The following is a 25,088-nucleotide window of genomic DNA, read 5'->3' on the forward strand; positions in this document are numbered from 1 at the left end:
TATTTCCGCCACTTCTGTCACGAACCGAGTTGCTGTTCCATCATGTTCACGATGCGCTCGAGATCTTCGACCGATCCGAACTCCACCACGATCTTGCCCTTGCGCTTGCCCAGGCTCACCGTGACGCGGGTGTCGTACGAATTCGACAGTCGCTCGGCCACATCCTGGAGTCCCGGCATCTGGATCGGCTTGCGCCGGGGGGCCGGGGGAGCGGCCGCATCCGGATCGCGGTTCGCCAGCGTGACCGCTTCCTCGGTGGCGCGCACCGACATTCCCTCGGCGACAATGCGCGCCGCGAGCGCCTCCTGCGCGTCCGCGCCCGCCTCCAGACCGAGCAGGGCGCGGGCGTGGCCGGCCGACAGCACGCCCGCCGCGACCCGCCGCTGCACCGGGATCGGCAGCTTCAGCAAGCGGATCATGTTCGTCACGACGGGGCGGGACCGCCCGATCCGGGTGGCGAGTTCCTCGTGGGTGACGCCGAACTCCTCGAGCAGCTGCTGATAGGCGGCTGCTTCTTCGAGCGGGTTCAGCTGCACCCGGTGGATGTTCTCCAGCAGGGCGTCGCGCAGCATCGACTCGTCGGCGGTCTCGCGGACGATCGCCGGGATGGTCTCGACGCCCGCCTCCTGGCAGGCGCGCCACCGCCGCTCGCCCATGATGAGCTGATAGCGCTCCTCGTCACCGTCCAGGCGGCGCACCACGATCGGCTGCATGAGGCCGAATTCGCGGATGGAGTGCACCAGTTCGGCCAGCGCCTCCTCGTCGAAGACCTGGCGCGGCTGCTTGGGATTCGGCTCGATGCGATCGGGCGGGATCTCCCGGTAGACGGCGCCGCCCTCGGCCAGCTCCGTCTCCTCGGCGGGTTCGGGGACCCGGTGCAGGAACGCCGACGCCGGCTGCGGGCCGATGGGATCGAGCCCGATCACGACGTTCGCCGCCGCGCTGCCCAGCCCCTGGGTGTTCAACCCCTGGGCATTGGCCGGGCCCGTCGGAATCAGCGCCGCCAGACCACGGCCTAGCCCACCCTTCTTCGCCTGACTCATCGACCCACCGATCCCTTCCCTCGTCCGCCACCTGTCCGGGTCGTGCCGACCCGAGCCCGGATCACTCCGCGCCGTTCGCAGCCTGCTCGGCCAGCGCCCGCTGAGCCATCTCGCGTCCGGCGTCGAGGTAGCTCATCGCACCCCGGGAGCCTGGATCATAATCGAGCACCGTCATCCCGTAGCCCGGCGCCTCCGACACCTTCACCGAACGGGGGATCACCGAGCGCAGCACCACGTCACCGAAGTGACCGCGCACCTCCTCGGCGACCTGATCGGCGAGCTTGGTGCGGCCGTCGTACATGGTGAGAATGACGGTGGAGACGTGCAATTCGGGATTCAGGTGCGCCTGCACCAGACCGATATTGCGGAGCAGCTGGCCGACGCCCTCCAACGCGTAGTACTCGCACTGGATCGGGATCAGCACCTCCTTGGCGGCGACGAGCGCGTTGACCGTCAGCAGGCCCAGCGAGGGCGGGCAGTCGATCATCACGTAGTCGATGTCGTAGCCGGCGATATTCGCTTCCTGGATGGCGCCCTTGAGCCGCCCCTCGCGCGCCACCATCGAGACGAGTTCGATCTCGGCGCCCGCCAGGTCGATGGTGGCGGGGATGCACAGCAGCCGCTCGTTGTGCGGGCTCTGCTGGATGGCCTCCTTGACGGAGACCTCACCGATGAGCAGCTCGTAGCTGGAGGGGATGCCCGAGTGGTGGTCGATGCCCAGCGCGGTGCTGGCGTTGCCCTGCGGGTCGAGGTCGATGACGAGCACCTTCATGCCTTGGTGCGCCAGGGCGGCGGCGAGATTCACCGTCGTGGTGGTCTTTCCGACGCCACCCTTCTGGTTCGCGATGGTGATGATCCGTTGCTCGCGCGGTTTCGGCACTGTCACCTTTCCTGGATGCAATATCTGACTGGCACGCTGAGCTTCGGCGGCGATCGGGGTCTCGCTGGGGGAGATGTTCCCGAACGGGGTGCTTCCGAAAGCCTCCGTGTCGAAGTTGCTGGAGTCCAGCATCCCCGGCACTCGCGACGTTGTTTCCCGTGAAACATTCGCCGGACCGCTCGACATAGACAGCTCCTAACCCGAGAACTACAGACCACGCGCCTCGGGCCAACGCCGATGCCGTGTCTTCACACTGCTGTGTCGGATCGAACATGATGCTCCGTCGGGACGGCGCCCGATCAAACGACCGAGCGGAGCAGTCCCGCACACCCACATCCCACCGTGGCACCAACGCTCACGCCCGACGCTCACTAGCTTGCCAGCACTCAGCCCCAGAAGAAAGTTGAATCGCGGCGACACGCGAATACGCGCCGAACGGAGTGCGAGAACGGAGGAATTCCGGCCCGGGGGAGCGGAATTCGGACGATCCGGAGCGCGATTCGGGGAGGTTCGACCATCGATGTTTCCCGTGAAACCTCGGCATCCCTCTCGGCGGAACACGCCGACCGCGCATTCCGCGGATACGCGCGCCGCCGCGATCGCCGAGACTCCCGGGATGGGGTGCGCCCACTTCGGAACTCGTGAGCGATCCGACCGGCGAGCCACTTCCGGGGCGGACGGATTGCCCGCACGCGGGACTTCGCACCGACCGGCCGTCCGCATTGCTTCACGTGAAACATCGCAGCGGCCGACCGTGGTCACCGCGCGGCTCGCGGCGTCCCGATCGATGTTTCACGTGAAGCATCGATCGGACCCCACCGGATCGGAGACCTCAGACCCGCCACACTGGCACCTCGGGCGACCGCCACACCGGCACCTCGAGAGAGGAACGCACCGGGGCCCCGAGGGGAGTGACTTGTCCACGCACGGCACAGCGAGGGAAGAGCCTCCGGCGACTCCGGTCGCTGGCCCGGTCGCCATCCACTCACGACACCACGGGCAAAGGGACTACTTCCCTGAGCGACGCCCCCGCGTAATCCCCCGACGCAGTCCCGGCGACGCATCCCCGGCACCCACCCTGTCTCGGCGACGAGCGACGCGCTCGGCGCGGGGGAGGCGCTCGGCGCTGATCACCAAGGTGGGGGTTTCGACGATGCCGACGCCGCACTCGAGGACTTCGAAATTGCCGGCGCCGGCGCGGGCGAGGGAGTCACCGTCGCGCTCGAGTTCGTCGGCGGCGCTGACGCCCTTGAGCGCGAGCATCCGCCCGTGGTCGCGCAGTAGCGGCAGCGACCACTGCGCCAGTTTGGCGAGCGGGGCGACGGCGCGGGAGGTGACGATATCGGCACCGCCCGCTTCCTTCATCACGCCGGACTGTTCGGCGCGGCCGCGGACGACGGTGATGTCGAGTCCGGCCTCCTCGATGAACTCACCGAGGAAGGTGGTCCGGCGCAACAGCGGCTCCACGAGGGTGATGCGGAGATCGGGCCGGGCGATGGCGAGCGGGATGCCGGGCAGTCCGGCGCCGCTGCCGATGTCGACCACCGTGACGCCCTCCGGCATCAGCTCGGCGACCACGGCGCAGTTGAGGATGTGGCGGTCCCACAGCCGCGGCACTTCGCGCGGACCGATCAGCCCGCGCTCCACACCGGCGGTGGCGAGCGCCGCGCAATAGCGCCGGGCGATATCGAGCCGCGCGCCGAACACCGTCGCGGCGGCCGGCGGTGCCGTCTCGGTCGGCAGCGCGGCACCTGCACCGGGTTCTCGTTCCACGTGAAACATCCTTCCGAGCTCGAGGTCGACCACACATGGAGAAGGCCCCCGGCCCGAGGGGGCCAGAGGCCAATCCAATCATCAATCGTCAGCGTGACGAAACGCGACGGGCTCCCGGGTCAGGACGGGACGACCACCACGTAGCGATTCGGCTCCACACCTTCGCTCTCGCTGCTGACTCCGTCGACGGCGGCGACCGCGTCGTGCACGATCTTCCGCTCGAACGGCGTCATCGGCGACAGCGATTCCGGCGCCCCCGACGCCAGCACCCGCTTGGCCGCTTCCGCGCCCAGCGAGCTCAGCTCCGAGCGGCGCTTGGCCCGCCAGCCCGCGACGTCCAGCATCAGCCGGCTGCGCACTCCGGTCGCCTGCTGCACGGCCAGCCGGGTCAGCTCCTGGAGCGCGTCCAGCACCTCACCGTCGCGGCCGACCAGCTTCGACAGATCGCGCCCGCCGTCGATGCTGACGACGGCGCGGTCGCCCTCCACGTCCAGGTCGATATCGCCGTCGAAGTCCAGCACGTCGAGCAACTGCTCGAGGTAGTCGCCCGCGATCTCGCCCTCCTCGATGAGCGCCTCTTCGGCGTCGCTCACCACATCGTCGGCCTCGGCGTTCACCACGCTCGTCGCCACGGTGGCATCCCCTCCGTCGGTCTCAACAGTCATTTGGTTTCCTTCATCTCCTCCATCGCGCGGGCCGCTCGGCGCCGACGGCGCGCGATCACGAATGGTCGATGGCGATCAGCGACGGCGCTTCTGATTGGCGCGTCCACGCCCGCCGGAGCGCTTGCCGGCCCCCTGCTTGCGCTGCCCCGCGCCGCCCTTGTTCGCGGTCGTCTTCGACTTCGAGGTGCCGTTGGCCGAAGCCGTGCCGTTGGCCGAGGGCTCGGCATCGGACGGCTCGACGGCGTCGGTGACCTTCTCCGTGGACACCGGACGCTTCTTGGTGCTCACCGGTTTGGCGCCCGGCTTCGGGGCATTCTGCGCCCGCTGCTCGAGCTTGGCCTGTTTCTTGGCTTCCTCTTCCTTCTCCATGCGCCCGAAGACCAAATGCTGCTGACCGTAGGTCCAGATGTTGTTGGCGACCCAGTACATCAGGATGCCGATCATCAGGAACGGGCCGCCGACGAGCACACCGAGCGGGAACACGTACAGCGCCAGCTTGTTCATCAGCGCGGCCTGCGGGTTGGCCGCGGCCTCCGGAGACTGCCGCGCCACCGACGCGCGCGCGTTGAAGTGGGTCGCGATGCCCGCGATGATCATCAGCGGGATGGCGACGGCCGCGATGCTGAGCTTGGAGGGCACCCCGCCGTAATCCTCGAACGCGAGCAGTTCGTTGGCCGGGGCGATGATGTGGGCGGCCAGCGGCGCGCCGAAGATGCGGGCGCTCAGGAAGGACTGCACGTCCTCGGGGCTGAACGCGTAGTTGGCCAGCGCGGCGTTCTGCTCGGGAGTGAGGCCGAGCTGACCGAAGCCGTGGCCGGTGCGGTTGAACGAGCGGAGCACGTGGAACAGACCGAGGAACACCGGCACCTGCGCCAGGATCGGCAGGCAGCCCATGAGCGGGTTGAAGCCGTGGTCCTTCTGGAGCTTCTGCATCTCCAGCGCCATCTTCTGGCGGTCGTTCTTGTACTTCTTCTGCAGCTCCTTGATCTGGGGCTGCAGTTCCTGCATCTGTTTGGTGGTGCGCACCTGTTTGACGAACGGCTTGTAGAGCACCAGGCGCAGCGTGAAGACGAGGAACACGACCGACAGCGCCCAGGCCAGACCGTGGTCGGGGCCGAGGAACGGGATGGCCCCGAACACCTTGTGCCAGAACCACAAGATCCAGGACACCGGCCAATAGATGAAGTCGAGCACGGCTCTATGTACTCCCGTCGTTCGTGTCGCCTGACACCGCGTGCGGCGATCCTTTACAAGCGTGTGGCGCCGACGACGTGTCGGCGACTGCCCCGTTCCGCGCGCGGGATCGGCGCTCGGGAACGGGGTCCCACCCACCAGGGTGCCAGGGCGCGCATTTGGCCAAGCGCACGACCGTCAGTCCGAGGCCGACGAACAGGCCTCGGGTGCGCAGCGCGGTGACCGCGTACTCGCTACAGGTCGGCGTGAAGCGGCACACCGGCATGCGGGTGGGGGAGACATAGGTCCGGTACAGCTCGATCAAGAAGATCAGCGTGCGTGCGGGCAACCGGGCCAGGGAGGTCACGACCTTCACGTGCGCCCCGGTGCCTGTGCTACCCCCAGTTTGCGCAATCCGCCGCGCAGTTGGCGCAGCAGTTCGGCGGAGTCGGCGTGGGCGGCGCCGGGCAGCGCGCGGATCACCACGTCGGCGTCGGCCGGGAGTTCGGCGAGCACCTCGGCGCACATATGACGCAGGCGGCGGGCCACCCGGTGTCGTACCACCGCGGAGCCCACCGCCTTGCTGACAATCAAACCGAACCTCGGCCCGCCGACGCGGACGAGCGATCCGGTGTCCACCGGATCGCCGTGCCGTACGTGTGCGCCCACGATTCCTTCGTACTCGCGCACCAGCGCGTGCACTACCAGATCCCGCCTCCCGATTCGCTGGCCACGGCGCACCGTCCGGGAGAAGTCGGCACGATGATGCAACCGATGCGGCTCAGGCAACACCCGAGCGTCCGAGAGCGAGGATCAGGCAGTGAGGGAGGCGCGGCCCTTGCGGCGACGCGCCGACACGATGGCGCGACCCGCACGGGTGCGCATCCGGAGGCGGAAGCCGTGAACCCGCGCCCGACGACGGTTGTTCGGCTGGAACGTCCGCTTGCCCTTGGCCACGGTCAACACTCCTCAGGTAGGTGGGCATCGGTCGACGCCCGAAGTTTTCGGTGATACGTATGTGCGCGATGAATCGCGGTGTCATCATCGGCGCGAGTCGGTCCTGGCGCACACGGTCGTTCAAATGACCACACGCGGTCAGCACGGGACCGCCACCGCACCAAGGGGTGACTGTACGAGGGTACTGACCAGGCTCGGACGGGTCAAACTCGGCCCCCGGCTCGCCATATCGGCCGCCCGATCCGGTGACCTCGTCCACACCCCTGGGCAGGTCCGGCGGTCACCCGATCGTCACGTTGCCGCGAGGTTGCTGACAAACCGCAGGTCGGCGCCCGATACCGCCGTGACCCGGGGCGAAAGGCGAATTCCCCAGGGTTCTCCACATCTGTGGATAATTGTGTGGAAAGACCCTTGGAGTGGCATATTCGTAGAGCCGACGGCGCAGTGCCGCTGCCAGGAACGGGGGAATCCGAGCAGCGTCCCCACCGGCTGCGGACGTACGCGGGATCACAGAATAGCCCATGTCCGCCCGCAACCCCAGCCGTCTGCTCCCATCGACCTACTCCCGGGGAGGACACTGCATGGACGACGAGCAGAACGTGCTGGCCACCGTGTGGCCCGAGGTGATCGCCGAGCTCACCACCGGCTCCGCCGACGGCGCGATCCAGGCCGTGACCAGGGCCCAGCAGGCCTGGCTCAAGCTGGTCAAGCCGATCACGGTGGCGCAGGGGTTCGCTCTGCTCTCGGTGCCCTCGTCGCTGGCCCAGGAGGCCATCGAGCGCGATCTGCGCGAACCGATCCTGCGTTCGCTGGCCCGCAGGCTGGGTCCCCAGGTCGAAGGTCTGGGTGTGCGCATCGCGGCGCCCGCCACCTCGAGCAGCGCGCGAGCGGCGGCCGATCCCCGGCACGCGCGCATGACGAGCAGGCCCGAACGCACCAGGGAGGCCCCGCGCGCGCCCGCCGGATTCCCCGGCGAGCCGCCGAGCCGCACCGACTACCCGGCCCCGCGCTACGCGCAGCCGGGCGAGTTCTCGCCCGCGCCGGAGTACCCGGGCTCCTCGGATTATCCCCAGGCCGCCGAGTACGCGCCGAGCGCCGACTACACGCCGAGCAAGGATTACCCGGGCGCCGACGACTACCCCACCACCGTGTACCGCGCGCCGGTCGCGGGGGAGTACCCGGGCGACGCCGCGCAGGTGCCCTCGGTGTCCACGCCGCCACGCCGCGAAGCGGGCCCCGGCTCGCGACGGGATTCCGCGCCGCCCGGACAGGAGTCGCTGTTCACGCCGGAACCGGTCCGCGGCCCGGCCCGGATGCCGCTGCGCGAGCAGCCCGCCGCCCACGAACCGGTGCGTGAGCAGGGCGAATCGCCGCGCGCCGAGCCCGAGGACGAGCCAGTCGTCGACGTGCGCAACTCGTGGCCCACCTATTTCGGCAAGAGCCAGGAGAGCGCGCCCGCGCCGGCCAACTCCTCGGCCAGCCTGAACGCGAAGTACACCTTCGAGACCTTCGTCATCGGCGCGTCCAACCGGTTCGCCCACGCGGCGGCCGTCGCGATCGCCGAGGCGCCCGCCCGCGCCTACAACCCGCTGTTCGTGTGGGGAGCGTCCGGCCTGGGCAAGACCCATCTGCTGCACGCGGCGGGTCACTACGCGCAGCGGTTGTTCCCCGGGATGCGGGTGAAGTACGTGTCGACCGAAGAGTTCACCAACGACTTCATCAACAGCCTGCGCGACGACCGCAAGGTCGCGTTCAAGCGGCGCTACCGCGAGACCGACATCCTGCTGGTCGACGACATCCAGTTCATCGAGGGCAAGGAAGGCATCCAGGAGGAGTTCTTCCACACCTTCAACACGCTGCACAACGCCAACAAGCAGATCGTGGTGTCCTCCGACCGGCCGCCCAAGCAGCTGGCCACCCTGGAGGAGCGGCTGCGCACCCGGTTCGAGTGGGGCCTGATCACCGATGTGCAGCCGCCCGAGCTGGAGACCCGCATCGCGATCCTGCGCAAGAAGGCACGCATGGACCGCCTCGATGTGCCGCACGACGTGCTCGAACTCATCGCCAGCCGGGTGGAGCGCAATATCCGCGAGCTGGAGGGCGCGCTGATCCGCGTCACGGCGTTCGCCTCGCTCAACGGCCAGCCGCTGGACCTGCCGCTGGCCGAGGTGGTGCTGCGCGACCTCATGCCCGACACCGCGGCGCTGGAGATCAACGCGAGCACGATCATGGCGGTCACCGCCGAGTACTTCAACACCACGCTCGAGGAGCTGACCGGCCCGGGTAAGGCCCGTCCGCTGGCCCAGGCCCGGCAGATCGCCATGTACCTGTGCCGCGAGCTCACCGATCTGTCGCTGCCGAAGATCGGGCAGGCGTTCGGCCGCGACCACACCACGGTGATGTACGCGGAGAAGAAGGTCCGCAAGGAGATGACCGAACGGCGCCGCGTCTACGACCAGGTGCAGGAACTCACAGCCCGGATCAAGCAGCGCTCGCGCTGAGCTTCCTCCACACCCTCGCACCGCCCCTGACCTGGGGCGGTGCTTTTTTGTGGCCTGTGGATTCCTCGAGGAATCCCTGTGGAGTCCTCGAGGAATCCACCGGTTTGTCCACCGATTCGTCCACAGGCCGTCGCGCGCGCTACTCACAGGCGGGTATCCACATCATCCACATCGATTCCACCCACAGGCCCTGACCTGGGCGGGGACCTGTTCATCCCTGTGGATTCCTCGAGGAGTCCGTGTGGAGTCCTCGAGGAATCCACCGGTTCTCCACCGGATGGTGCACAGGTGTGAACAACTGGGTGAATCCGGTGGAACAACTCGAGGACGACTCGAGGATGAACGGTGGACAGTTCGGGGCGCTCCACAGTCGTCCCCGATTCATCCTCGAGTCACCCCACGGTCATCCCCACGCCACCACGCCTACTGACCAGCGACAACGGCCGCAGTCCACAGATTCCACAGTGCCTACTACTACTTCAGTTCTTCTTCTAATAGATCTCTCTTCAAAACAGGGTGTGTGGAAAGTCGGGCCGAGAGGGTCACGTCCGGATCGGGGCGAGTTACACAGGCAAGGAGGAGAAGGGACACGGCCGATCCGATGCGAGGGGCGGACTAGGTTCACGCGCCGCGCGCGGGTAGGTTTTATGTCGGCCGTCTGTGCCAGACTTCGATAGGCGGCCGGACACCCCCTGAGTAGAACCAAGGCTGACCATTGGGGTCGCCGGGCCACACGGCTCGCGCGCCGCGCAGGTACGGATCACGGAACCGGGAGAGGACAGATCGGGCGATGGAGCTTGCCAGCATGAAGTTTCGGGTCGCTCGGGAGGATTTCGCCGAGTCGGTCGCCTGGGTCGCGCGCAGCCTGCCGTCCCGGCCTCCGGTGCCCGTGCTCGGCGGTGTGCTCCTGGTGGCCGGTGAGGACGGGCTGACCGTCTCGGGCTTCGACTACGAGGTCTCCGCGCAGATGCGCGTGGCGGCCGAGGTCGCGGGCCCCGGCGAGGTGCTGGTCTCCGGCCGGCTGCTCGCCGACATCACCAAGGCGCTGTCCAACAAGCCCGTCGACGTGTCCGTCGACGGCACCCGCGTGCTCATCACCTGTGGCAGCGCCAAGTTCTCGCTGCCCACCATGCCCGTCGAGGACTATCCCCAACTGCCCGAGGTCCCGCAGGTCACCGGTGAACTGGGTGTGGATGTGTTCGCCGAGGCGGTCGGCCAGGTCGCCGTCGCCGCGGGCCGCGACGACACGCTGCCCATGCTCACCGGCATCCGGGTCGAGATCGAGGGCTCCAAGGTCGTGCTGGCCGCCACCGACCGCTTCCGCCTCGCGGTGCGCCACATCGAATGGCAGCCCGCCCAGGCCGATATCGAGACCGCGGTGCTCATCCCGGCGCGCACGCTCTCGGAGTCGGCGAAGACCCTCGGCCCCTCCGACTCGCCCGTGCAGCTGTCGCTGGGGACCGGAGCGGGCTCCGACGGCCTGCTCGGCATCGTCAACGCGGGGCGCCGCACCACCACCCGCCTGCTGGACGCGGAATTCCCCAAGTTCCGCCAGTTGCTCCCCAAGGAGCACACCTCCCTGGCCACCCTCGAGGTCGCGGCTCTCACCGAGGCCATCAAGCGCGTGGCCCTGGTGGCCGAGCGCGGCGCGCAGGTGCGACTGGAGTTCTCCACAGAGGGCCTGCTGCTCTCGGCGGGCGGCGACGACGCGGGCCGTGCCGAGGAGTGGCTGGCCGCCGACTTCCGCGGTGAGTCGCTCACCATCGCGTTCAATCCCGGCTACCTGGTCGACGGACTGTCCGCGCTGCACGCCGACCGCGTGACCTTCGGGTTCACCACGCCCAGCCGTCCGGCGGTGCTGCTGCCCGCCGGCGAGGAGGAGCCCCAGGCGCTCGACTCCGGCGCGTTCGCGGCCCTGGACAGCCCGTACACCTACCTGTTGATGCCGGTCCGGCTCCCGGGCTGAGCGCGGGTGCGCGATCGAGCGCCCCGCCTCGTCGGCGGGGCGGGCTAGCCGATGTTCGTCCGGGCACTGTCGCTGCGTGATTTCCGCTCGTGGGAACACGTGGAGCTGGAGTTGTCCCCAGGCCGCACGGTATTCCTGGGGGCGAACGGCAACGGGAAGACGAATCTGCTGGAGGCGGCCGGCTACCTGGCCACCCTCGGCTCGCACCGGGTCGCCGCCGACGCGCCGCTGATCCGCATGGGCACCCAGCGCGCGCGGATCGGCGCGACGGTGGTGAACAACGGCCGGGAACTGCGCGTCGACATGGAGCTCAACCAGGGCGCCGCGAACCGGGCGCAGATCAACCGTTCGCCGGTGCGCCGTTCGCGGGAGATCCTGGGGATACTCCAGACCGTACTGTTCGCACCGGAGGATCTGGCGCTGGTGCGCGGCGATCCGGGAGAGCGGCGTCGCTTCATAGACGAGTTGTGCACAGCCCGTCTCCCCAGGCTGGCCGGTGTGCGCTCGGATTACGACCGGGTGCTGCGCCAGCGGTCGGCGCTGTTGAAATCCGCTGGGCGACAGGCCAGATCGCGCGCCGATCTGAGCACCCTGGACGTGTGGGACGGGCACCTGGCCGGGCACGCGGCGGTGCTGCTGGGCCAGCGATTGCGGCTGGTCCACGACCTGTATCCCCATCTGGCGCAGGCGTATCGGTCCATCGCGCCCGAATCCCGGCCCGCCGCAATCGGTTACCGCAGTTCGTATCTGCCCCCCGAATTCCTCGATCCGGCGCGTTCTCCACAGCCCGACGACGCCGAGACGCTGGAGGCGATTCTGCTGCGCGAGCTGGCCGCGGCGCGTCCCAAGGAGCTCGACCGCGGCGTCTGCCTGGTCGGACCGCATCGTGACGATCTCGAGCTCATGCTGGGTGACGCGCCCGCCAAGGGGTTCGCCAGTCACGGCGAATCCTGGTCGTTCGCGCTGGCGCTGCGGCTGGGCGCCTTCGACCTGCTGCGCGAGCAGGGCACCGAGCCGGTGCTCCTGCTCGACGACGTGTTCGCCGAACTGGACCGCCGCCGCCGCAAGGCGCTGGCCGCGGTGGCGGCGGGCGCGGAGCAGGTGTTGATCACCGCCGCCGTGCCGGAGGACGTGCCCGCGGAGCTGGAGGCCACACCCTTGCGCGTGGAGGCGGTGGGGGATGCCGCGCACCGGATCTCCCGCATCGCCGAACCCACCCCGGGAACCGTCACCTGACGATCTGTCCACAGGTAACCCCGATGTTGTGCACAGTTTCTCGGCCGCCACTGGACGCCGGATTCGTCGGCTGGTTCACGTACAGTGACCCGTACGCCGAGGTCCGCGGCGGTTCGCGGGTTCATCCCCAGGATCTGTGGATAACTTCGGCGGCGTGTCACCGCTCCCGTGCGGCGGCCGCGACCTCGCGGTCTCGGCCACCACCTGGGAAAAGTGCCACGAACAGGCGTTCGACCTCCGGGTCGGCGCGGTGCGGGCCCGGCGCGCGACGCGCCGAACGAGACCGCGCGGCCTGGGGACAAACGGTGAGAACTGGGGACAAACCCCGCGGGTGAAGGGAGCCGGCTGATGAGCGAGCGGCAGGAACCCGTGCCCCAGCAGCCCGGTGGCGAACCGGAGCTGCGCGGCATCGACCTGGCCCGGCGCGCGCTGGAGGAGGCGCGCGCGGCCGCCAAGGCGAGCGGCAAATCGGTGGGCCAGGGGCGCGCCTCGCCGGTCCGCAAACTGCGCACCGGCGCGCGCAAGCGTTCGGGATGGTCCGGCGCCCGCCCCGACGACCGCGATCCCCAGTTGCTCTCCCAGTTGGCCTCGCGCATCGCGAAGTCCAGGGGCTGGGACGGCAAGGTCGCCGAGGGCACGGTGTTCGGCCGGTGGGCCGGTGTGGTCGGCGAGGACATCGCCGCGCATGCCACGCCGGTCGCGCTGCGCGACGGGGTGCTGACCATCGCCGCCGAGTCCACCGCCTGGGCCACCCAGCTGCGCATGCTCCAGAGCCAGATCCTGGCCAAGATCAACGCGGCGGTCGGCCAGGGCGTGGTCACCCAGCTGAAGATCTCCGGGCCCGCGGCGCCGAGCTGGCGCAAGGGGGAGCGCCACATCAAGGGCCGCGGGCCGCGCGACACCTACGGCTGACCGGCCCTGGCGACTGTCCGGTACCTGGTGTTACGTTCATCCACACCATCCACCGGGGACCCACCATGTGGTTCCACGTGAAACGCTCCCGACCCGATGCCGCGTCGGCCTGACGGCCGCGCGGTGCCGGCGACGGGCAGGAAAGGCGCAGCGACGATGACCACCACCACCGCGGGACCGTTCCCCGCCGCGGCCACGGCCACGGTACGCCGTGGCGATGTGGACCTCGCGGTGTTCGAATGCGGTGATCCCCAGGGCATTCCGATCCTGCTGGTGCACGGCTGGCCCGACACGCACGTGCTGTGGAACGACGTCGCCGCCCGGCTGGCCGCCCGCTTCCGCATCCTCGCGGTCGACAACCGCGGCGCGGGCGCGAGCAGCGTGCCCGATGACGTCGCGGCGTACCGGCTCGAGGAGCTGGCCGCCGACGTGCGTGCGGTCGCCGACGCGCTCTCGCCCGACCGCCCGGTGCACATCCTGGGCCACGACTGGGGTTCGGTCATCGGCTGGGAGCTGGTCGCCGACCCCGGCGCGGTGAGCCGCATCGCCTCGTTCACCTCGGTCTCCGGCCCCAACCTGGACTTCCTGGGCGCCTACCTGCGCGGACCGCTCTCCCCGGCCCGGGTGCGCGGCGCGCTGGCCCAGAGCGTCGCGTCGGCCTACACCGTCGCGTTCCAGATCCCGGGGCTGCCGAATCCGGTGCTGCGCGCGCTGTCGAGCCGGTGGCCGCGCTTCCTGTCGTTCTTCGACGGACTCGACCCGGCCGTGGTGCGCACCGCGCCGACTCTGGAGCGCGACATGATCAACAACCTGAAGCTCTACCGCGCGAATATCCGTGCGCGCCTGGGCCGTCCGCATCCGCGCCCGGTGGACGTGCCGGTGCAGCTGATCGTCTCGACCGGCGACCGCGCGGTGCGCCCGGTGGTGCACGCCGAGGCCGACCGCTGGGTCGCCGACCTCACCCGCACCGAGATCCCGGCCCGGCACTGGTCGCCGTTCACCCATCCCGCCGAGCTGGCCGACCGCACCGCGGAGTTCGCCACGCGCCACGCGTGAGCGAACGGATACGCCGGCTCGCCGCGCGCACGCAGCTGAGCGTCAGCGCGGCGGAGACGTGAGCGAACGTGGCGAGCGAACGGATATGCCAGTGCTCCGCGCGCACCGGGGCCCAGTGTCGGCGAGGCGGAACCACGCGCCGCGAGCGGCCGCCGGGCACACCGGTCTGAGAACATCGGAGAGTCCCTGAAACCGTCGCGAGGCGGACCGGACACGTCGAGATCCGATTTCTCGCAGCCACGACGCCGTCAGGGGTGTCGTAGGTGCATTGTGAGTCGGGTCTACCAGTAGGATGGTGGCGTAACTAGCGGCGAACCTTCGGCGCGCCCGCGCATCGTCCGCGTCTGACCGGTGTATCTCGACCATTTCCACACCCCCGGGCCAGACGTGTGCGACGCGGTCGACGCGCACCGTGGTCAGCAAGTAAGGAGAGCTACCGACCAGTGGCTGCCAAGGACTCCAACGAATCGACCCAGGCGAAATCAGGCGATTACGGTGCCTCCTCCATCACCGTCCTCGAGGGACTCGAGGCGGTGCGCAAACGTCCCGGTATGTATATCGGCTCCACGGGCGAACGCGGTCTGCACCACCTGATCTGGGAGGTGGTCGACAACTCCGTCGACGAGGCGATGGCGGGCCATGCCTCCCAGGTGTCGGTGACGCTGCTGGCCGACGGCGGTGTCGAGGTGGTCGACGACGGCCGCGGCATCCCGGTGGCGATGCACGCCCAGGGCGTCCCGACGGTCGAGGTCGTCATGACCCAGCTGCACGCGGGCGGCAAGTTCGACTCCGACTCCTACGCGGTGTCGGGCGGTCTGCACGGCGTCGGCATCTCGGTGGTGAACGCGCTGTCCACCCGGGTGGAGGTGGAGATCGACCGCGACGGCTACCACTGGAGCCAGACCTACAAGGACGCCTCGCCCAGCAAGCTGATCCAGGGTGAGCCGACCGAGCGCACCGGTACCACGGTGCGGTTCTGGGCCGATCCGGAGATCTTCGAGACCACCACCTACAACTTCGAGACGGTCTCGCGCCGCCTGCAGGAGATGGCGTTCCTGAACAAGGGCCTCACCATCGTCCTCACCGACGAGCGGGTCTCCGACTCCGAGATCACCGACGAGGTGGTCAGCGACACCGCCGAGGCGCCCAAGCACGCCGAGCCCGGCACCGAGGCCCCGGTGGAGCACAAGGTCAAGACCAGGACCTACCACTACCCGGGCGGTCTGGAGGACTTCGTCCGCCACATCAACCGCACCAAACAGGCCATCCACAACTCGGTCGTGGGATTCACGGGCAAGGGCACCGGGCACGAGCTCGAGGTCGCCATGCAGTGGAACTCCGGCTACTCCGAGTCGGTGCACACCTTCGCCAACACCATCAACACCCACGAGGGCGGCACTCACGAAGAGGGCTTCCGCGCGGCGCTGACCACGGTGGTGAACAAGTACGCCAAGGACAAGAAGCTCCTCAAGGAGAAGGACGGCAACCTCACCGGTGACGACATCCGCGAGGGCCTGGCCGCCATCGTGAGCGTCAAGGTCGGCGATCCGCAGTTCGAGGGCCAGACCAAGACCAAGCTCGGCAACACCGAGGTGAAGTCGTTCGTGCAGAAGACCTGCAACGAGCACCTCACGCACTGGTTCGAGGCCAACCCGGCCGACGCGAAGACCATCGTGCAGAAGGCCGTGTCCTCGGCGCAGGCCCGGGTGGCGGCGCGCAAGGCGCGCGAGCTGGTGCGCCGCAAGTCGGCGACCGACCTGGGCGGCCTGCCCGGCAAGCTGGCCGACTGCCGCTCCAAGGATCCGAGCAAGTCCGAGATCTACATCGTGGAGGGCGACTCCGCCGGCGGCTCGGCCAAATCCGGTCGCGACTCGATGTACCAGGCGATCCTGCCGCTGCGCGGCAAGATCATCAACGTCGAGAAGGCGCGCATCGACAAGGTCCTCAAGAACAACGAGGTCCAGTCGATCATCACCGCGTTCGGCACCGGCATCCACGACGAGTTCGACATCGCCAAGCTGCGCTACCACAAGATCGTGCTGATGGCCGACGCCGACGTGGACGGCCAGCACATCTCGACCCTGCTGCTGACGCTGCTGTTCCGCTTCATGCGCCCGCTGGTCGAGCACGGGCACGTGTACCTGGCGCAGCCGCCGCTGTACAAGCTCAAGTGGCAGCGCGCCGATCCGGAGTTCGCCTACTCCGACCGCGAGCGCGACGGCCTGCTCGAGGCGGGCCTGGCGGCGGGCAAGAAGATCAACAAGGACGACGGCGTGCAGCGCTACAAGGGTCTGGGCGAGATGAACGCCAAGGAACTGTGGGAGACCACCATGGACCCCGCGGTCCGGGTGCTGCGCCAGGTGACGCTGGACGACGCGGCCGCGGCCGACGAGCTGTTCTCGATCCTGATGGGCGAGGACGTGGAGGCCCGCCGCAGCTTCATCACCCGCAACGCCAAGGACGTTCGATTCCTCGACGTGTAGTGCGCGCGTGCCAACGCCCCGACACGTCCTGCCCTTCTGAGGAGACTTCATGACCGAGACCACGCTGCCCCCGAACGGCGGTGCGGGCGACCGGATCGAACCGGTCGACATCCAGAACGAAATGCAGAGCAGCTACATCGATTACGCGATGAGCGTGATCGTGGGCCGCGCGCTGCCCGATGTGCGCGACGGCCTCAAGCCGGTGCACCGGCGCGTGCTCTACGCCATGTACGACAACGGCTACCGGCCCGACCGCGGGTACGTGAAGTCGGCCCGCCCGGTCGCCGAGACCATGGGCAACTACCACCCGCACGGTGACGCGTCGATCTACGACACCCTGGTCCGCATGGCCCAGCCGTGGTCGCTGCGCTACCCGCTGGTGGACGGGCAGGGCAACTTCGGTTCGCGCGGCAACGACGGCGCGGCCGCCATGCGCTACACCGAGTGCCGCCTGACCCCGCTCGCGATGGAGATGCTGCGCGAGATCGACCACGAGACGGTCGATTTCACGCCGAACTACGACGGCCGCTCGATGGAGCCGACCGTGCTGCCGAGCCGGGTGCCGAACCTGCTGATGAACGGCAGCAACGGCATCGCGGTCGGTATGGCGACCAATATCCCGCCGCACAACCTGACCGAGCTGGCCGAGGCCATCTACTGGGCGCTGGAGAACTACGACGCCGATGAGGAAGCCACCCTCGCCGCGTGCATGGAGCGGGTGAAGGGCCCCGACTTCCCGACCCACGGCCTGATCGTCGGCAGCCAGGGCATCCACGACGCCTACACCACCGGCCGCGGTTCCATCCGCATGCGCGGTGTGGTGGAGATCGAGGAGGACAACCGGGGCCGCACCACGATCGTCATCACCGAGCTGCCCTACCAGGTCAACACCGACAACTTCATCAACTCGATCGCCGAGCAGGTGAAGGACGGCAAGATCGCCGGCATCTCCGATATCCACGACGAGTCCTCCGACCGCGCGGGCCTGCGCATCGTGGTGACGGTCAAGCGCGACGCCGTCGCCAAGGTGGTGCTGAACAACCTCTACAAGCACACCCAGCTGCAGACCAGCTTCGGCGCCAACATGCTGTCCATCGTGGACGGGGTGCCGCGCACGCTGCGCCTGGATCAGATGATCCGCTACTACGTGGAACATCAGCTCGAAGTGATCATCCGGCGCACCCGCTACCTGCTGCGCAAGGCCGAGGAGCGGGCCCACATCCTGCGCGGCCTGGTCAAGGCGCTCGACGCGCTGGACGAGGTCATCGCCCTGATCCGGCGCTCGGCCAACACCGACACCGCGCGCACCGGCCTGATGCAGTTGCTCGACATCGACGAGATCCAGGCCACCGCGATCCTGGACATGCAGCTGCGGCGCCTCTCGGCCCTGGAGCGGCAGAAGATCGTCGACGAACTGGCCAAGATCGAGGCCGAGATCGCCGACCTCAAGGACATCCTGGACAAGCCGGAGCGCCAGCGCGCGATCGTGCGCGACGAGCTCGCCGAGATCGTGGACAAGTACGGCGACGAGCGGCGCACCCAGATCGTCTCCGCCGACGGCGATGTCGCCGACGAGGATCTGATCGCCCGCGAGGACGTGGTCGTCACGATCACCGAGACCGGCTACGCCAAGCGCACCAAGACCGACCTGTACCGCTCGCAGAAGCGCGGCGGCAAGGGCGTGCAGGGCGCGGGCCTCAAGCAGGACGACATCGTCAAGCACTTCTTCGTGACGTCCACGCACGACTGGCTGCTGTTCTTCACCAACAAGGGCCGGGTGTACCGGGCCAAGGCCTACGAGCTGCCCGAGGCCAACCGCACCGCGCGTGGCCAGCACGTGGCGAATCTGCTGGCGTTCCAGCCCGATGAGCGGATCGCCCAGATCATCCAGATCAAGTCCTACAACGACGCGCCCTACCTGGTGCTGGCCACCCGCAACGGCCTGGTCAAGAAGTCGCGCCTGGTCGATTTCGACTCCAACCGCAGCGGCGGCATCGTCGCGGTGAACCTGCGCGATTCCGACGAGCTGGTCGGTGCGGTGCTGTGCTCGGCCGACGACGACCTGCTGCTGGTCTCGGCGCAGGGCCAGTCGATCCGCTTCTCCGCCACCGACGAGGCGCTGCGCCCGATGGGCCGCGCCACCTCCGGTGTGCAGGGCATGCGGTTCAACGCCGAGGACGAGCTGCTCTCGCTCAACGTGGTGCGTCCGGACACGTATCTGCTGGTGGCGACGTCCGGCGGCTACGCCAAGCGGACCGCCATCGAGGAGTACACGGCCCAGGGCCGCGGCGGTAAAGGCGTATTGACTATCCAGTTCGACGCCCGGCGTGGCACCCTGGTCGGTGCGCTCATCGTCGACGACGAGGATGAGTTGTACGCGATCACGTCCGGCGGTGGCGTCATCCGGACGGCGGCCAAGCAGGTTCGTAAGGCGGGACGACAGACCAAGGGCGTGCGATTGATGAACCTCGCCGAGGGCGATACGTTGCTTGCTATCGCGCGCAATGCCGACGAACCCGACGCGGTCGACGGCGGCGACGACACCGGTTCCTCTCAGCAGTAACCCACAAGCGGCGGCAACGAACGGATCTGAGGATTCCCATTGACCACTCCGAATCAGCCGAATGACGGGCACCAGAGCAACGGTGTGACCGAGCGGATCGCACCGTCCCCGATTCCGCCGCGGCCGATCCCCCGGCCGAGCGGTACGGCCGAGAACGGACCGCAAGGCGGGGGCCAGCCGCACGAGGCGCCCGGCAATCCGGGTCCCGAGGGCGGCGAGGCGCCGCAGGAGGGCTTCGACCAGGAGACGGTGCGGATGGGTCAGTCCGAGCAGGCGAAGGGCCCCGAGTCGGGGCCCAAGCCCGGCGCGGGCGGCCAGTCGCAGTACAAGGAGGGTTGGTCGCAGCTACCGCAGCGGGAGCCGCAGTCCAACCTGTACCGGCCCGGTCAGTCGCCGGTGTCGGGGCGACCGCCGGCCAGCGGCAACGGTGGCGGTGTCGGGCTCGGCGGCGGCGTCTCCAACGCGCGCACCACGGCCGACCTGGCCGCCAAGGCCGCGCGCAAGGAAGCCGCGATGGTGAAGTCCGTCGGCATCGACGGGCCCACCCGCAGCATCGCCCGCCCGGAACTCATCAAGGACATGCCCGACCTGTCCGAGATCCGGCACCCGCTGCCGCCCTCCGAACCCGCCGCGCCGTCGGCGCCCACGCCGTCCTCGCCCGCCATGCCGGTCGCCGTCGCGGCCACCGTGTCGGGCGACCCGCTGCGCGCCACCGTGCAGGTCCGCCGCATCGACCCCTGGTCGACGCTGAAGATCTCGCTGGTGATCAGCGCGTCGCTGTTCGTGGTGTGGATGCTGGCCGTCGCGATCCTCTACATCGTGCTGGCCGGTATGGGCGTGTGGGAGCGGCTCAACAACACCTTCACCGACATGGTGTCGCAGGAGAGCGGCTCCGTCGGCCTGATCGACGCGGGCACCGTGTTCGGGTACGCCGGTGTGATCGGGTTGATCAACGTCGTGCTGTTCACCGCCCTGGGCACCGTGGCGGCGTTCATCTACAACCAGTGCTGCGACCTGGTCGGCGGAATCCAGGTCACGCTGGCCGACCCGGACTAGTCCGGTCTGGACGATGACGGCCGGTGTCCGCGAGCTTTGCGGACACCGGCCGTTCCTGTTCCGGGGGGAGTTCCGCGCGGTATCGGGTGCACTCCGATCGCCCGCCCAGGGGCTCGCCCGCCCGTTCGGGCAACGCCCGTTTCGGGCCCTTTACCAGCCGTTTTGGTTCGGTGGGCGGGTGTTGTGTAGTCTCTACTGGTCCGGCCAGCACGGACACGATCGGAACACGGGCCTATAGCTCAGGCGGTTAGAGCGCTTCGCTGATAACGAAGAGGTCGGAGGTTCAAGTCCTCCTAGGCCCACTCCCGAACATCACAGTAGGGTGGGAACCATGAAAATTCTCCTGACGCTCGGCGTCGCGGTGGCGGTTCTCCTCGGCATCTCCAAGCTGCGCAAGCGCGACGACGCCGACCTCTGGCACGAGGTCACCACCCGCTGACTCACCCGATCCCGGGGCCTTAGCTCAATTGGCAGAGCACCGCCTTTGCAAGGCGGGGGTTAGGGGTTCGATTCCCCTAGGCTCCACTCGATGGCGGACCCATGCCCACCGAGGGCGTGGGCCGGTTCTCGTTTCGCGTGTTTTGTGGGGGCGGAGCCCCCACGCCCCGCCCGGAGGGGCTTTGCCCCCCGGACCCCCCTTGTTTGGGCCGCGCCTGATTTGTTGTGCGGAGTCCATATGTCGGTTCCCAGGTGTGCCTGCTAGGTGGTGCCGTGTTCGCAGGTAGTGGTTGCGAGGGCCGTTGAGGCGCGTTGGTTCCTGATTTGGACAGCGTGTTGGTGCGGTTGGTCGCCCGGCCTTGCGGGGGCTTTGGGTCGCGTTGGTTTCTGATTGGACAGCGTGCGGGCTCGGTTGGGTTGGCCGGGGTTGCGGACGCCGTTGATTTGCGTTGAATCTCTCGATCAGCCAGTACGTCGGGCGCGGTCGGTTTGGGCGCTTACCGATGACATCCCTTGGTGTTTCAGCCCTTTCAGTTCCCCCAGCGTTCGGCGTCGTTGGCGGCCAGGACTCGGGCCAGGAGGGTGGTGAGGGTTTTCTGTTCGGCGGGGGTGAGGACGTCGAGGAAGCCTTTCTGGGATTCGGTGGCTACGGGGCGTAGTTCCTTGGCGAGGGTTTCGCCGGTGGGGGTGAGGGCGATCTTGTTGCGGCGGCGGTCGTCGGGGTCCTGGGCTCTGGTCACGAGGCCGCGGCGCTGGAGTTCGTCGATGCGGCCCACCAGGTGGCTCTTGTCCAGGTCCAGGGAGTCGGCGAGCTGCTGCTGCGACAGGGGGCCGAAATCGTCCAGGGCGCTGAGCACGGCCTGATGACCCAGGCGCAGCCCCCGTTCGGCGAGCGCGGCCTCCAAACGCTTACGCCCGAACTTCGACACCTGCGAGGCCAGATACGAAGGCTGGGCGAGCAAAGACGGCGGGCGCTGCCGGTGGACTGCCATCACGCGACTATAGCGACGGCACAAACTGTTGCACTCCGCTACTATTGCGATAGGCCACTAATTGAGGGATACGCTCATGAACCACACGGACCAGGGATCCCAACGCATCGGCGCCGATCGATCAGCTCTCGCATTGCTGACCGGCGACGCTCCCCGATCGCTCATCGACGGCGCTCTCCTACTGCTTCGCCTGGCTCTGGGGGTGATCTTCTTCGCCCACGGGATGGACGCGTTCCAGAATCTCGGGGTGTCGGGGGTGATCGACGCCCAGCGCGAGGCGGGCATCCCGCTTCCGGAAATCGCGGGACCCTTCACGGTGTTCGTCGAGCTCCTCGGCGGCCCGTTGCTGGCTCTCGGAGCGCTCACCCGCCCCGTCGCGACCGCGCTGGGCGTGATCATGGTGGGGGCCTTCGCCTTCATCCACGCCCAGTACGGCCTGTTCGTCGAAAACGGCGGCTACGAACTGGTTCTCGTCCTCGCGGCCGCCTGCGCACTGCTGGCCGTGCAGGGTTCGGGCCGCTTCGGCGTCGATGGCCTGCTCGCCACCCGGCGCACCGGGAACACTCCGGTGCGCGCGAGCGGCCGGGTATGAGTGCGGGAGCACCGAACCGCCGGACGATCCTGACCGCGCTCGGGGTGGGGCTGGCCGCGGTCGGCTGCGGCGTGGACCGTCCGGTCTCGACCGCCCCGCCCGGCGGTTCCGCGCCCGCCTGCGTGCTCACCCCGGAGGGCACCGAGGGGCCGTACTACGTGGACACCGATCTGGTGCGCGGCGACATCCGGGAGGACAGGTCCGGAATCCCACTGGCACTGCGCGTTTCCGTGGTCGACGCGGGCGCGTGCGCACCGCTGCGCGGCGCCGCCGTGGACATCTGGCACGCCGATGCCCACGGCGACTACTCCGGTCTCGGCGAGGGCAGCCGGTTCCTGCGCGGGATCCAGCACACCGATGACGCCGGAACAGCTACGTTCGCCACGATCTTCCCCGGCTGGTACGACAACCGCACCGTCCACATCCACGTCAAAGTGCACGTGGGCGGGCGGGAAATCCACACCGGCCAGCTCTACTTCGACGACGAGATCACCTCGGCGGTCGCGACTTTCGCGCCGTACACCGACCGCACCGAACCCCGCACGCGCAACGACCGTGACTTCCTCTTCCGGCGCGGCCACGCCCTCTTGGCGGTGTCCGGCCACCCGAGCGAGGGCTACCGGGCCGAGATCACCCTCGGGATCGTCACCTGAACGACCGCGAGGTCCGCGTCACCCGATCCCGTCGGCCGTGCCCCCGAAGCCGGATCGGGAATCCTTGCGACAAGCCGTGATTCGGTTCGTTGACCGGGCTCACATCCCCGCGACTTCGATGAGCGGGGGTGGGTAGTCGGTGGATTCGCGCCAGGGGGTGTGGATTCGGGGGCCGGGGAGGTGGGCGAGTTCGGGGATCCAGCGGCGGGTGTAGGTGCCGTCGGGGTCGTAGCGCAGGGCTTGGCGCAGGGGGTTGAGGACGCGGTTGGGGCGGGTGTCGGTGCCGGTGCCCGCGACCCACTGCCAGTTGAGCTGGTTATTGGCGAGGTCGGCGTCGACCAGCCAGTGCAAGTAGTGGGCGGCGCCGATACGCCAGTGCACGCGAAGGGATTTGGTGAGGAAGCTGGCGGCGATGAGGCGGGCGCGGCCCGGCACCCAGCCCTCGGCGCGCAGCTGGCGCATCGCGGCGTCCACCACGGGGTAGCCCGTGCGGCCCTCGCGCCAAGCGTCGAGGCCGGCGGGATCGTCGCGCCAGCGGATGTCGCGCGGGCGGTAGTCGTCGCGGGCGGCGGCGGGGCGGGCCGCGAGCAGCTGGTGGTGGAAATCGCGCCACGCGAGCTGCCGGGCGAACGCCTCGCCGCCCGCGGAGCCCAGGTCGAGGCGGTGCACGAGTTCGGCGGGGGAGAGGCAGCCGAAGTGCAGGTAGGGGGAGAGGTGGGAGGTGGCGTCGGCGGCGAGGTCGTCGTTGAGCTCGTCGTAGTCGCCGATCGGTCCGGAGAGCCAGTCGCGCACCAGTTTTCGAGCCGTGGCTTCGCCGCCCACCGCGAGCTGCGGGGACGACTCGCCGACGGCGAGGTCGCCGGGTCCGGGGAGGGGCTCGCTCGTGAGCCGGGGGACCGTGAGTGCGCGCGGTTCACCCAGCGGCGTGCGGTGGTGGACCTCGGTCCAGCGCCGGAAATACGGTGTGAAGACGGCGAAATGGTCGCGTCCGGTGGAGGGGCGCAGCGATTCCGGATCGACGGCGGTGATGGACGCGGCGTGCGTGCGAACCTCGCAGTCGTGCTCGATGAGCTTGTCCCGCAACGCTTTCACTCTGGCGCGACTGTAGCCGCTCACGTCCTCGGCGAGATGCACACTCCCGGCACCGGTTTCGCGCACCACGCGTGCCACTTCGTCCACCACCGCGCCGCGCCGGATCACCAGCCGGCCGCCGATCGCGCGCAGTTCCTCGTCGAGTTCGGCGAGCGCGGCCGAGAGGAACCGAGCCCGGTTGGGCGGACAGCGATCCGGGACGAGCGCGGTGTCGATCACGAACAGGGGGACGACCTCGTCGGCCGACCGGTGCGCCGCCGTGAGCGCGGGGTTGTCGCGCACCCGCAGGTCGCGGGTGAACAACGCGACAGCGACGCTCATCGCGTGCACAGCGGCTGCAAGGCGGACTGCCCGCCGGTGGCCGGCGTCGTGAGGAACAGGCAGGAGTTCTGACCGTTCGCGCTGATCGCGGCATCGACGGCGGCCCAGGCGTTTTCGTCCAGCGCGGGCGTGCGGGAGAGCACGAAGCCGGACAGCCGCGACGGGTCGGTGACCAGCGCCCACGAATAGTCGGGACCGAGCGCGGTGACGATGTAGTTCGTCGGGCCGTCCAGCTGATCCTGAGAGGGCACGCCGGGGAAGCTGACGTGCAGTTGGGCGCGCGTGACGGGATCGTTCACGCGCGCGGTGCCGCGGATCTCGCTCGTGCCGCCCGTCCAGGTGGTGCAGCGATTGTGGACGGCGATGTCACCGCGCGCGTCGAGCGTGTACTCGGCGGTGGTGTCGCGGGCGCATTCGAGGTTGAAAGGCTGTGGCACCGCGGCCAATTGACGCCAGACACCGAGGTACCGATCGAGCTCGAGCGACGGTACCGGCTGCGGTGGTGCGGCCGAGGCGGCGCCCGCGGCGGCGAATGCCGCGACGCTGACGGCCACGGCGGCCGCAGCGCGGGTGGTGCGGCGAGAGTTCATGGAGACTCCTCGGGTCGGCGATGCGGCCATGCTACCAAACGAACGATGCATAATTGATTCATCGCGAGGAGGTGAGGCGCCGTGACAGTGGGGCGTACACAGCGCACCGCGGGGCGGGTCGCGCGTCCGGCGGGCGGCACCGGGCA

22 protein-coding genes and 2 tRNA genes are annotated in these 25,088 nt (G+C 68.9%); 13 read left to right on the plus strand and 11 right to left on the minus strand.

Translation table 11 applies throughout. From position 1 onward, the window contains the following. Positions 1 to 17: 17 nt before the first annotated feature. From DFR74_RS14740 to rpmH, 8 genes are all read right to left on the minus strand, one after another. Positions 18 to 1,043, minus strand: a complete 1,026-nt coding sequence (locus DFR74_RS14740; protein WP_067502781.1) for a ParB/RepB/Spo0J family partition protein — start codon at positions 1,041 to 1,043, stop codon at positions 18 to 20. Between the two features lie 61 nt (positions 1,044 to 1,104). Beyond that, complete coding sequence (locus DFR74_RS14745) at positions 1,105 to 2,055, minus strand: ParA family protein (protein WP_228789760.1); 951 nt, start codon at positions 2,053 to 2,055, stop codon at positions 1,105 to 1,107. An 876-nt stretch (positions 2,056 to 2,931) separates the two neighbouring features. Continuing rightward, positions 2,932 to 3,705, minus strand: a complete 774-nt coding sequence (rsmG, locus tag DFR74_RS14750) for a 16S rRNA (guanine(527)-N(7))-methyltransferase RsmG (protein WP_084537277.1) — start codon at positions 3,703 to 3,705, stop codon at positions 2,932 to 2,934. Between the two features lie 110 nt (positions 3,706 to 3,815). After that, positions 3,816 to 4,361 carry a Jag family protein gene (locus tag DFR74_RS14755; protein WP_067502771.1) on the minus strand — a complete coding sequence of 182 codons (546 nt, stop codon included), beginning with the start codon at positions 4,359 to 4,361 and terminating at the stop codon, positions 3,816 to 3,818. A 75-nt stretch (positions 4,362 to 4,436) separates the two neighbouring features. Then, positions 4,437 to 5,555 carry a membrane protein insertase YidC gene (yidC, locus tag DFR74_RS14760; protein WP_067502768.1) on the minus strand — a complete coding sequence of 373 codons (1,119 nt, stop codon included), beginning with the start codon at positions 5,553 to 5,555 and terminating at the stop codon, positions 4,437 to 4,439. Between the two features lie 4 nt (positions 5,556 to 5,559). Next, positions 5,560 to 5,901, minus strand: coding sequence for a membrane protein insertion efficiency factor YidD (yidD, locus tag DFR74_RS14765; RefSeq protein WP_195125005.1), 342 nt, complete (start codon positions 5,899 to 5,901; stop codon positions 5,560 to 5,562). A 5-nt stretch (positions 5,902 to 5,906) separates the two neighbouring features. Beyond that, positions 5,907 to 6,326 (minus strand): ribonuclease P protein component, encoded by a 420-nt coding sequence (rnpA, locus tag DFR74_RS14770; protein ID WP_084537274.1) that lies wholly within the window; start codon positions 6,324 to 6,326, stop codon positions 5,907 to 5,909. Positions 6,327 to 6,347: 21 nt separating this feature from the next. Beyond that, positions 6,348 to 6,491: a 50S ribosomal protein L34 gene (gene rpmH / locus DFR74_RS14775; protein ID WP_006550910.1), complete on the minus strand. Its 144-nt coding sequence runs from the start codon at positions 6,489 to 6,491 to the stop codon at positions 6,348 to 6,350. Between the two features lie 581 nt (positions 6,492 to 7,072). Here rpmH and dnaA point away from each other — a divergent pair. From dnaA to DFR74_RS14825, 11 genes are all read left to right on the plus strand, one after another. Then, positions 7,073 to 8,992, plus strand: coding sequence for a chromosomal replication initiator protein DnaA (dnaA, locus tag DFR74_RS14780; RefSeq protein ID WP_067502765.1), 1,920 nt, complete (start codon positions 7,073 to 7,075; stop codon positions 8,990 to 8,992). Positions 8,993 to 9,782: 790 nt separating this feature from the next. After that, on the plus strand, positions 9,783 to 10,958 hold the full coding sequence (gene dnaN / locus DFR74_RS14785) for a DNA polymerase III subunit beta (protein ID WP_067502761.1): 1,176 nt from the start codon (positions 9,783 to 9,785) through the stop codon (positions 10,956 to 10,958). A gap of 51 nt (positions 10,959 to 11,009) precedes the next feature. After that, positions 11,010 to 12,194 carry a DNA replication/repair protein RecF gene (recF, locus tag DFR74_RS14790; RefSeq protein WP_067502758.1) on the plus strand — a complete coding sequence of 395 codons (1,185 nt, stop codon included), beginning with the start codon at positions 11,010 to 11,012 and terminating at the stop codon, positions 12,192 to 12,194. Positions 12,195 to 12,542: 348 nt separating this feature from the next. Next, on the plus strand, positions 12,543 to 13,106 hold the full coding sequence (locus DFR74_RS14795) for a DUF721 family protein (RefSeq protein WP_067502755.1): 564 nt from the start codon (positions 12,543 to 12,545) through the stop codon (positions 13,104 to 13,106). A gap of 156 nt (positions 13,107 to 13,262) precedes the next feature. After that, on the plus strand, positions 13,263 to 14,162 hold the full coding sequence (locus tag DFR74_RS14800; RefSeq protein WP_067502751.1) for an alpha/beta fold hydrolase: 900 nt from the start codon (positions 13,263 to 13,265) through the stop codon (positions 14,160 to 14,162). Between the two features lie 443 nt (positions 14,163 to 14,605). Further along, the gene (gyrB, locus tag DFR74_RS14805; protein WP_067502748.1) at positions 14,606 to 16,645 is read left to right on the plus strand and encodes a DNA topoisomerase (ATP-hydrolyzing) subunit B; all 2,040 of its coding nucleotides are present in this window, start codon (positions 14,606 to 14,608) and stop codon (positions 16,643 to 16,645) included. 49 nt (positions 16,646 to 16,694) lie between these two features. Beyond that, on the plus strand, positions 16,695 to 19,208 hold the full coding sequence (gyrA, locus tag DFR74_RS14810; RefSeq protein ID WP_067502745.1) for a DNA gyrase subunit A: 2,514 nt from the start codon (positions 16,695 to 16,697) through the stop codon (positions 19,206 to 19,208). 39 nt (positions 19,209 to 19,247) lie between these two features. After that, positions 19,248 to 20,264: a DUF3566 domain-containing protein gene (locus DFR74_RS14815; RefSeq protein WP_067502742.1), complete on the plus strand. Its 1,017-nt coding sequence runs from the start codon at positions 19,248 to 19,250 to the stop codon at positions 20,262 to 20,264. Between the two features lie 228 nt (positions 20,265 to 20,492). Further along, positions 20,493 to 20,566 (plus strand) — tRNA-Ile (locus DFR74_RS14820). 29 nt (positions 20,567 to 20,595) lie between these two features. Further along, entirely contained in the window at positions 20,596 to 20,703 is a 108-nt protein-coding gene (locus tag DFR74_RS36660; RefSeq protein ID WP_211334139.1) for a DLW-39 family protein, read from the plus strand. Between the two features lie 13 nt (positions 20,704 to 20,716). Continuing rightward, positions 20,717 to 20,789 (plus strand) — tRNA-Ala (locus DFR74_RS14825). Between the two features lie 443 nt (positions 20,790 to 21,232). On the opposite strand, the gene DFR74_RS14830 is transcribed toward DFR74_RS14825, so the two are convergent. Then, positions 21,233 to 21,694: a MarR family winged helix-turn-helix transcriptional regulator gene (locus DFR74_RS14830; protein ID WP_067502739.1), complete on the minus strand. Its 462-nt coding sequence runs from the start codon at positions 21,692 to 21,694 to the stop codon at positions 21,233 to 21,235. A 76-nt stretch (positions 21,695 to 21,770) separates the two neighbouring features. Between DFR74_RS14830 and DFR74_RS14835 the strand changes: the two genes are divergently transcribed. Then, a complete protein-coding gene (locus DFR74_RS14835) occupies positions 21,771 to 22,286 on the plus strand; it encodes a DoxX family protein (RefSeq protein ID WP_084537273.1) in 516 nt (171 codons plus the stop codon). After that, positions 22,283 to 22,939 carry an intradiol ring-cleavage dioxygenase gene (locus DFR74_RS14840; RefSeq protein WP_067502736.1) on the plus strand — a complete coding sequence of 219 codons (657 nt, stop codon included), beginning with the start codon at positions 22,283 to 22,285 and terminating at the stop codon, positions 22,937 to 22,939. The genes DFR74_RS14835 and DFR74_RS14840 overlap by 4 nt, the downstream gene beginning before the upstream one ends. A gap of 99 nt (positions 22,940 to 23,038) precedes the next feature. On the opposite strand, the gene DFR74_RS14845 is transcribed toward DFR74_RS14840, so the two are convergent. Together DFR74_RS14845 and DFR74_RS14850 are read right to left on the minus strand one after the other, a co-directional pair. Further along, positions 23,039 to 24,352, minus strand: a complete 1,314-nt coding sequence (locus DFR74_RS14845; protein ID WP_067502816.1) for a cryptochrome/photolyase family protein — start codon at positions 24,350 to 24,352, stop codon at positions 23,039 to 23,041. Continuing rightward, positions 24,349 to 24,942, minus strand: a complete 594-nt coding sequence (locus DFR74_RS14850; protein ID WP_067502733.1) for a lipocalin family protein — start codon at positions 24,940 to 24,942, stop codon at positions 24,349 to 24,351. The genes DFR74_RS14845 and DFR74_RS14850 overlap by 4 nt, the downstream gene beginning before the upstream one ends. Between the last annotated feature and the right edge of the window lie 146 nt (positions 24,943 to 25,088).

The sequence above is a fragment of the Nocardia puris genome (genome assembly GCF_003315035.1).
In the GTDB taxonomy this organism is placed as follows: Bacteria; Actinomycetota; Actinomycetes; order Mycobacteriales; family Mycobacteriaceae; genus Nocardia; species Nocardia puris.

Coding starts and splice junctions, on each gene's coding strand:
- DFR74_RS14740 (WP_067502781.1), bottom strand. CDS start 1,043: ATGAGTCAGGCGAAGAAGGGTGGGCTAGGCCGTGGTCTGGCGGCGCTG.
- DFR74_RS14745 (WP_228789760.1), bottom strand. CDS start 2,055: ATGCTGGACTCCAGCAACTTCGACACGGAGGCTTTCGGAAGCACCCCG.
- rsmG (WP_084537277.1), bottom strand. CDS start 3,705: ATGTTTCACGTGGAACGAGAACCCGGTGCAGGTGCCGCGCTGCCGACC.
- DFR74_RS14755 (WP_067502771.1), bottom strand. CDS start 4,361: ATGACTGTTGAGACCGACGGAGGGGATGCCACCGTGGCGACGAGCGTG.
- dnaA (WP_067502765.1), top strand. CDS start 7,073: ATGGACGACGAGCAGAACGTGCTGGCCACCGTGTGGCCCGAGGTGATC.
- dnaN (WP_067502761.1), top strand. CDS start 9,783: ATGGAGCTTGCCAGCATGAAGTTTCGGGTCGCTCGGGAGGATTTCGCC.
- recF (WP_067502758.1), top strand. CDS start 11,010: ATGTTCGTCCGGGCACTGTCGCTGCGTGATTTCCGCTCGTGGGAACAC.
- DFR74_RS14795 (WP_067502755.1), top strand. CDS start 12,543: ATGAGCGAGCGGCAGGAACCCGTGCCCCAGCAGCCCGGTGGCGAACCG.
- DFR74_RS14800 (WP_067502751.1), top strand. CDS start 13,263: ATGACCACCACCACCGCGGGACCGTTCCCCGCCGCGGCCACGGCCACG.
- gyrA (WP_067502745.1), top strand. CDS start 16,695: ATGACCGAGACCACGCTGCCCCCGAACGGCGGTGCGGGCGACCGGATC.
- DFR74_RS36660 (WP_211334139.1), top strand. CDS start 20,596: ATGAAAATTCTCCTGACGCTCGGCGTCGCGGTGGCGGTTCTCCTCGGC.
- DFR74_RS14830 (WP_067502739.1), bottom strand. CDS start 21,694: ATGGCAGTCCACCGGCAGCGCCCGCCGTCTTTGCTCGCCCAGCCTTCG.
- DFR74_RS14835 (WP_084537273.1), top strand. CDS start 21,771: ATGAACCACACGGACCAGGGATCCCAACGCATCGGCGCCGATCGATCA.
- DFR74_RS14840 (WP_067502736.1), top strand. CDS start 22,283: ATGAGTGCGGGAGCACCGAACCGCCGGACGATCCTGACCGCGCTCGGG.
- DFR74_RS14845 (WP_067502816.1), bottom strand. CDS start 24,352: ATGAGCGTCGCTGTCGCGTTGTTCACCCGCGACCTGCGGGTGCGCGAC.
- DFR74_RS14850 (WP_067502733.1), bottom strand. CDS start 24,942: ATGAACTCTCGCCGCACCACCCGCGCTGCGGCCGCCGTGGCCGTCAGC.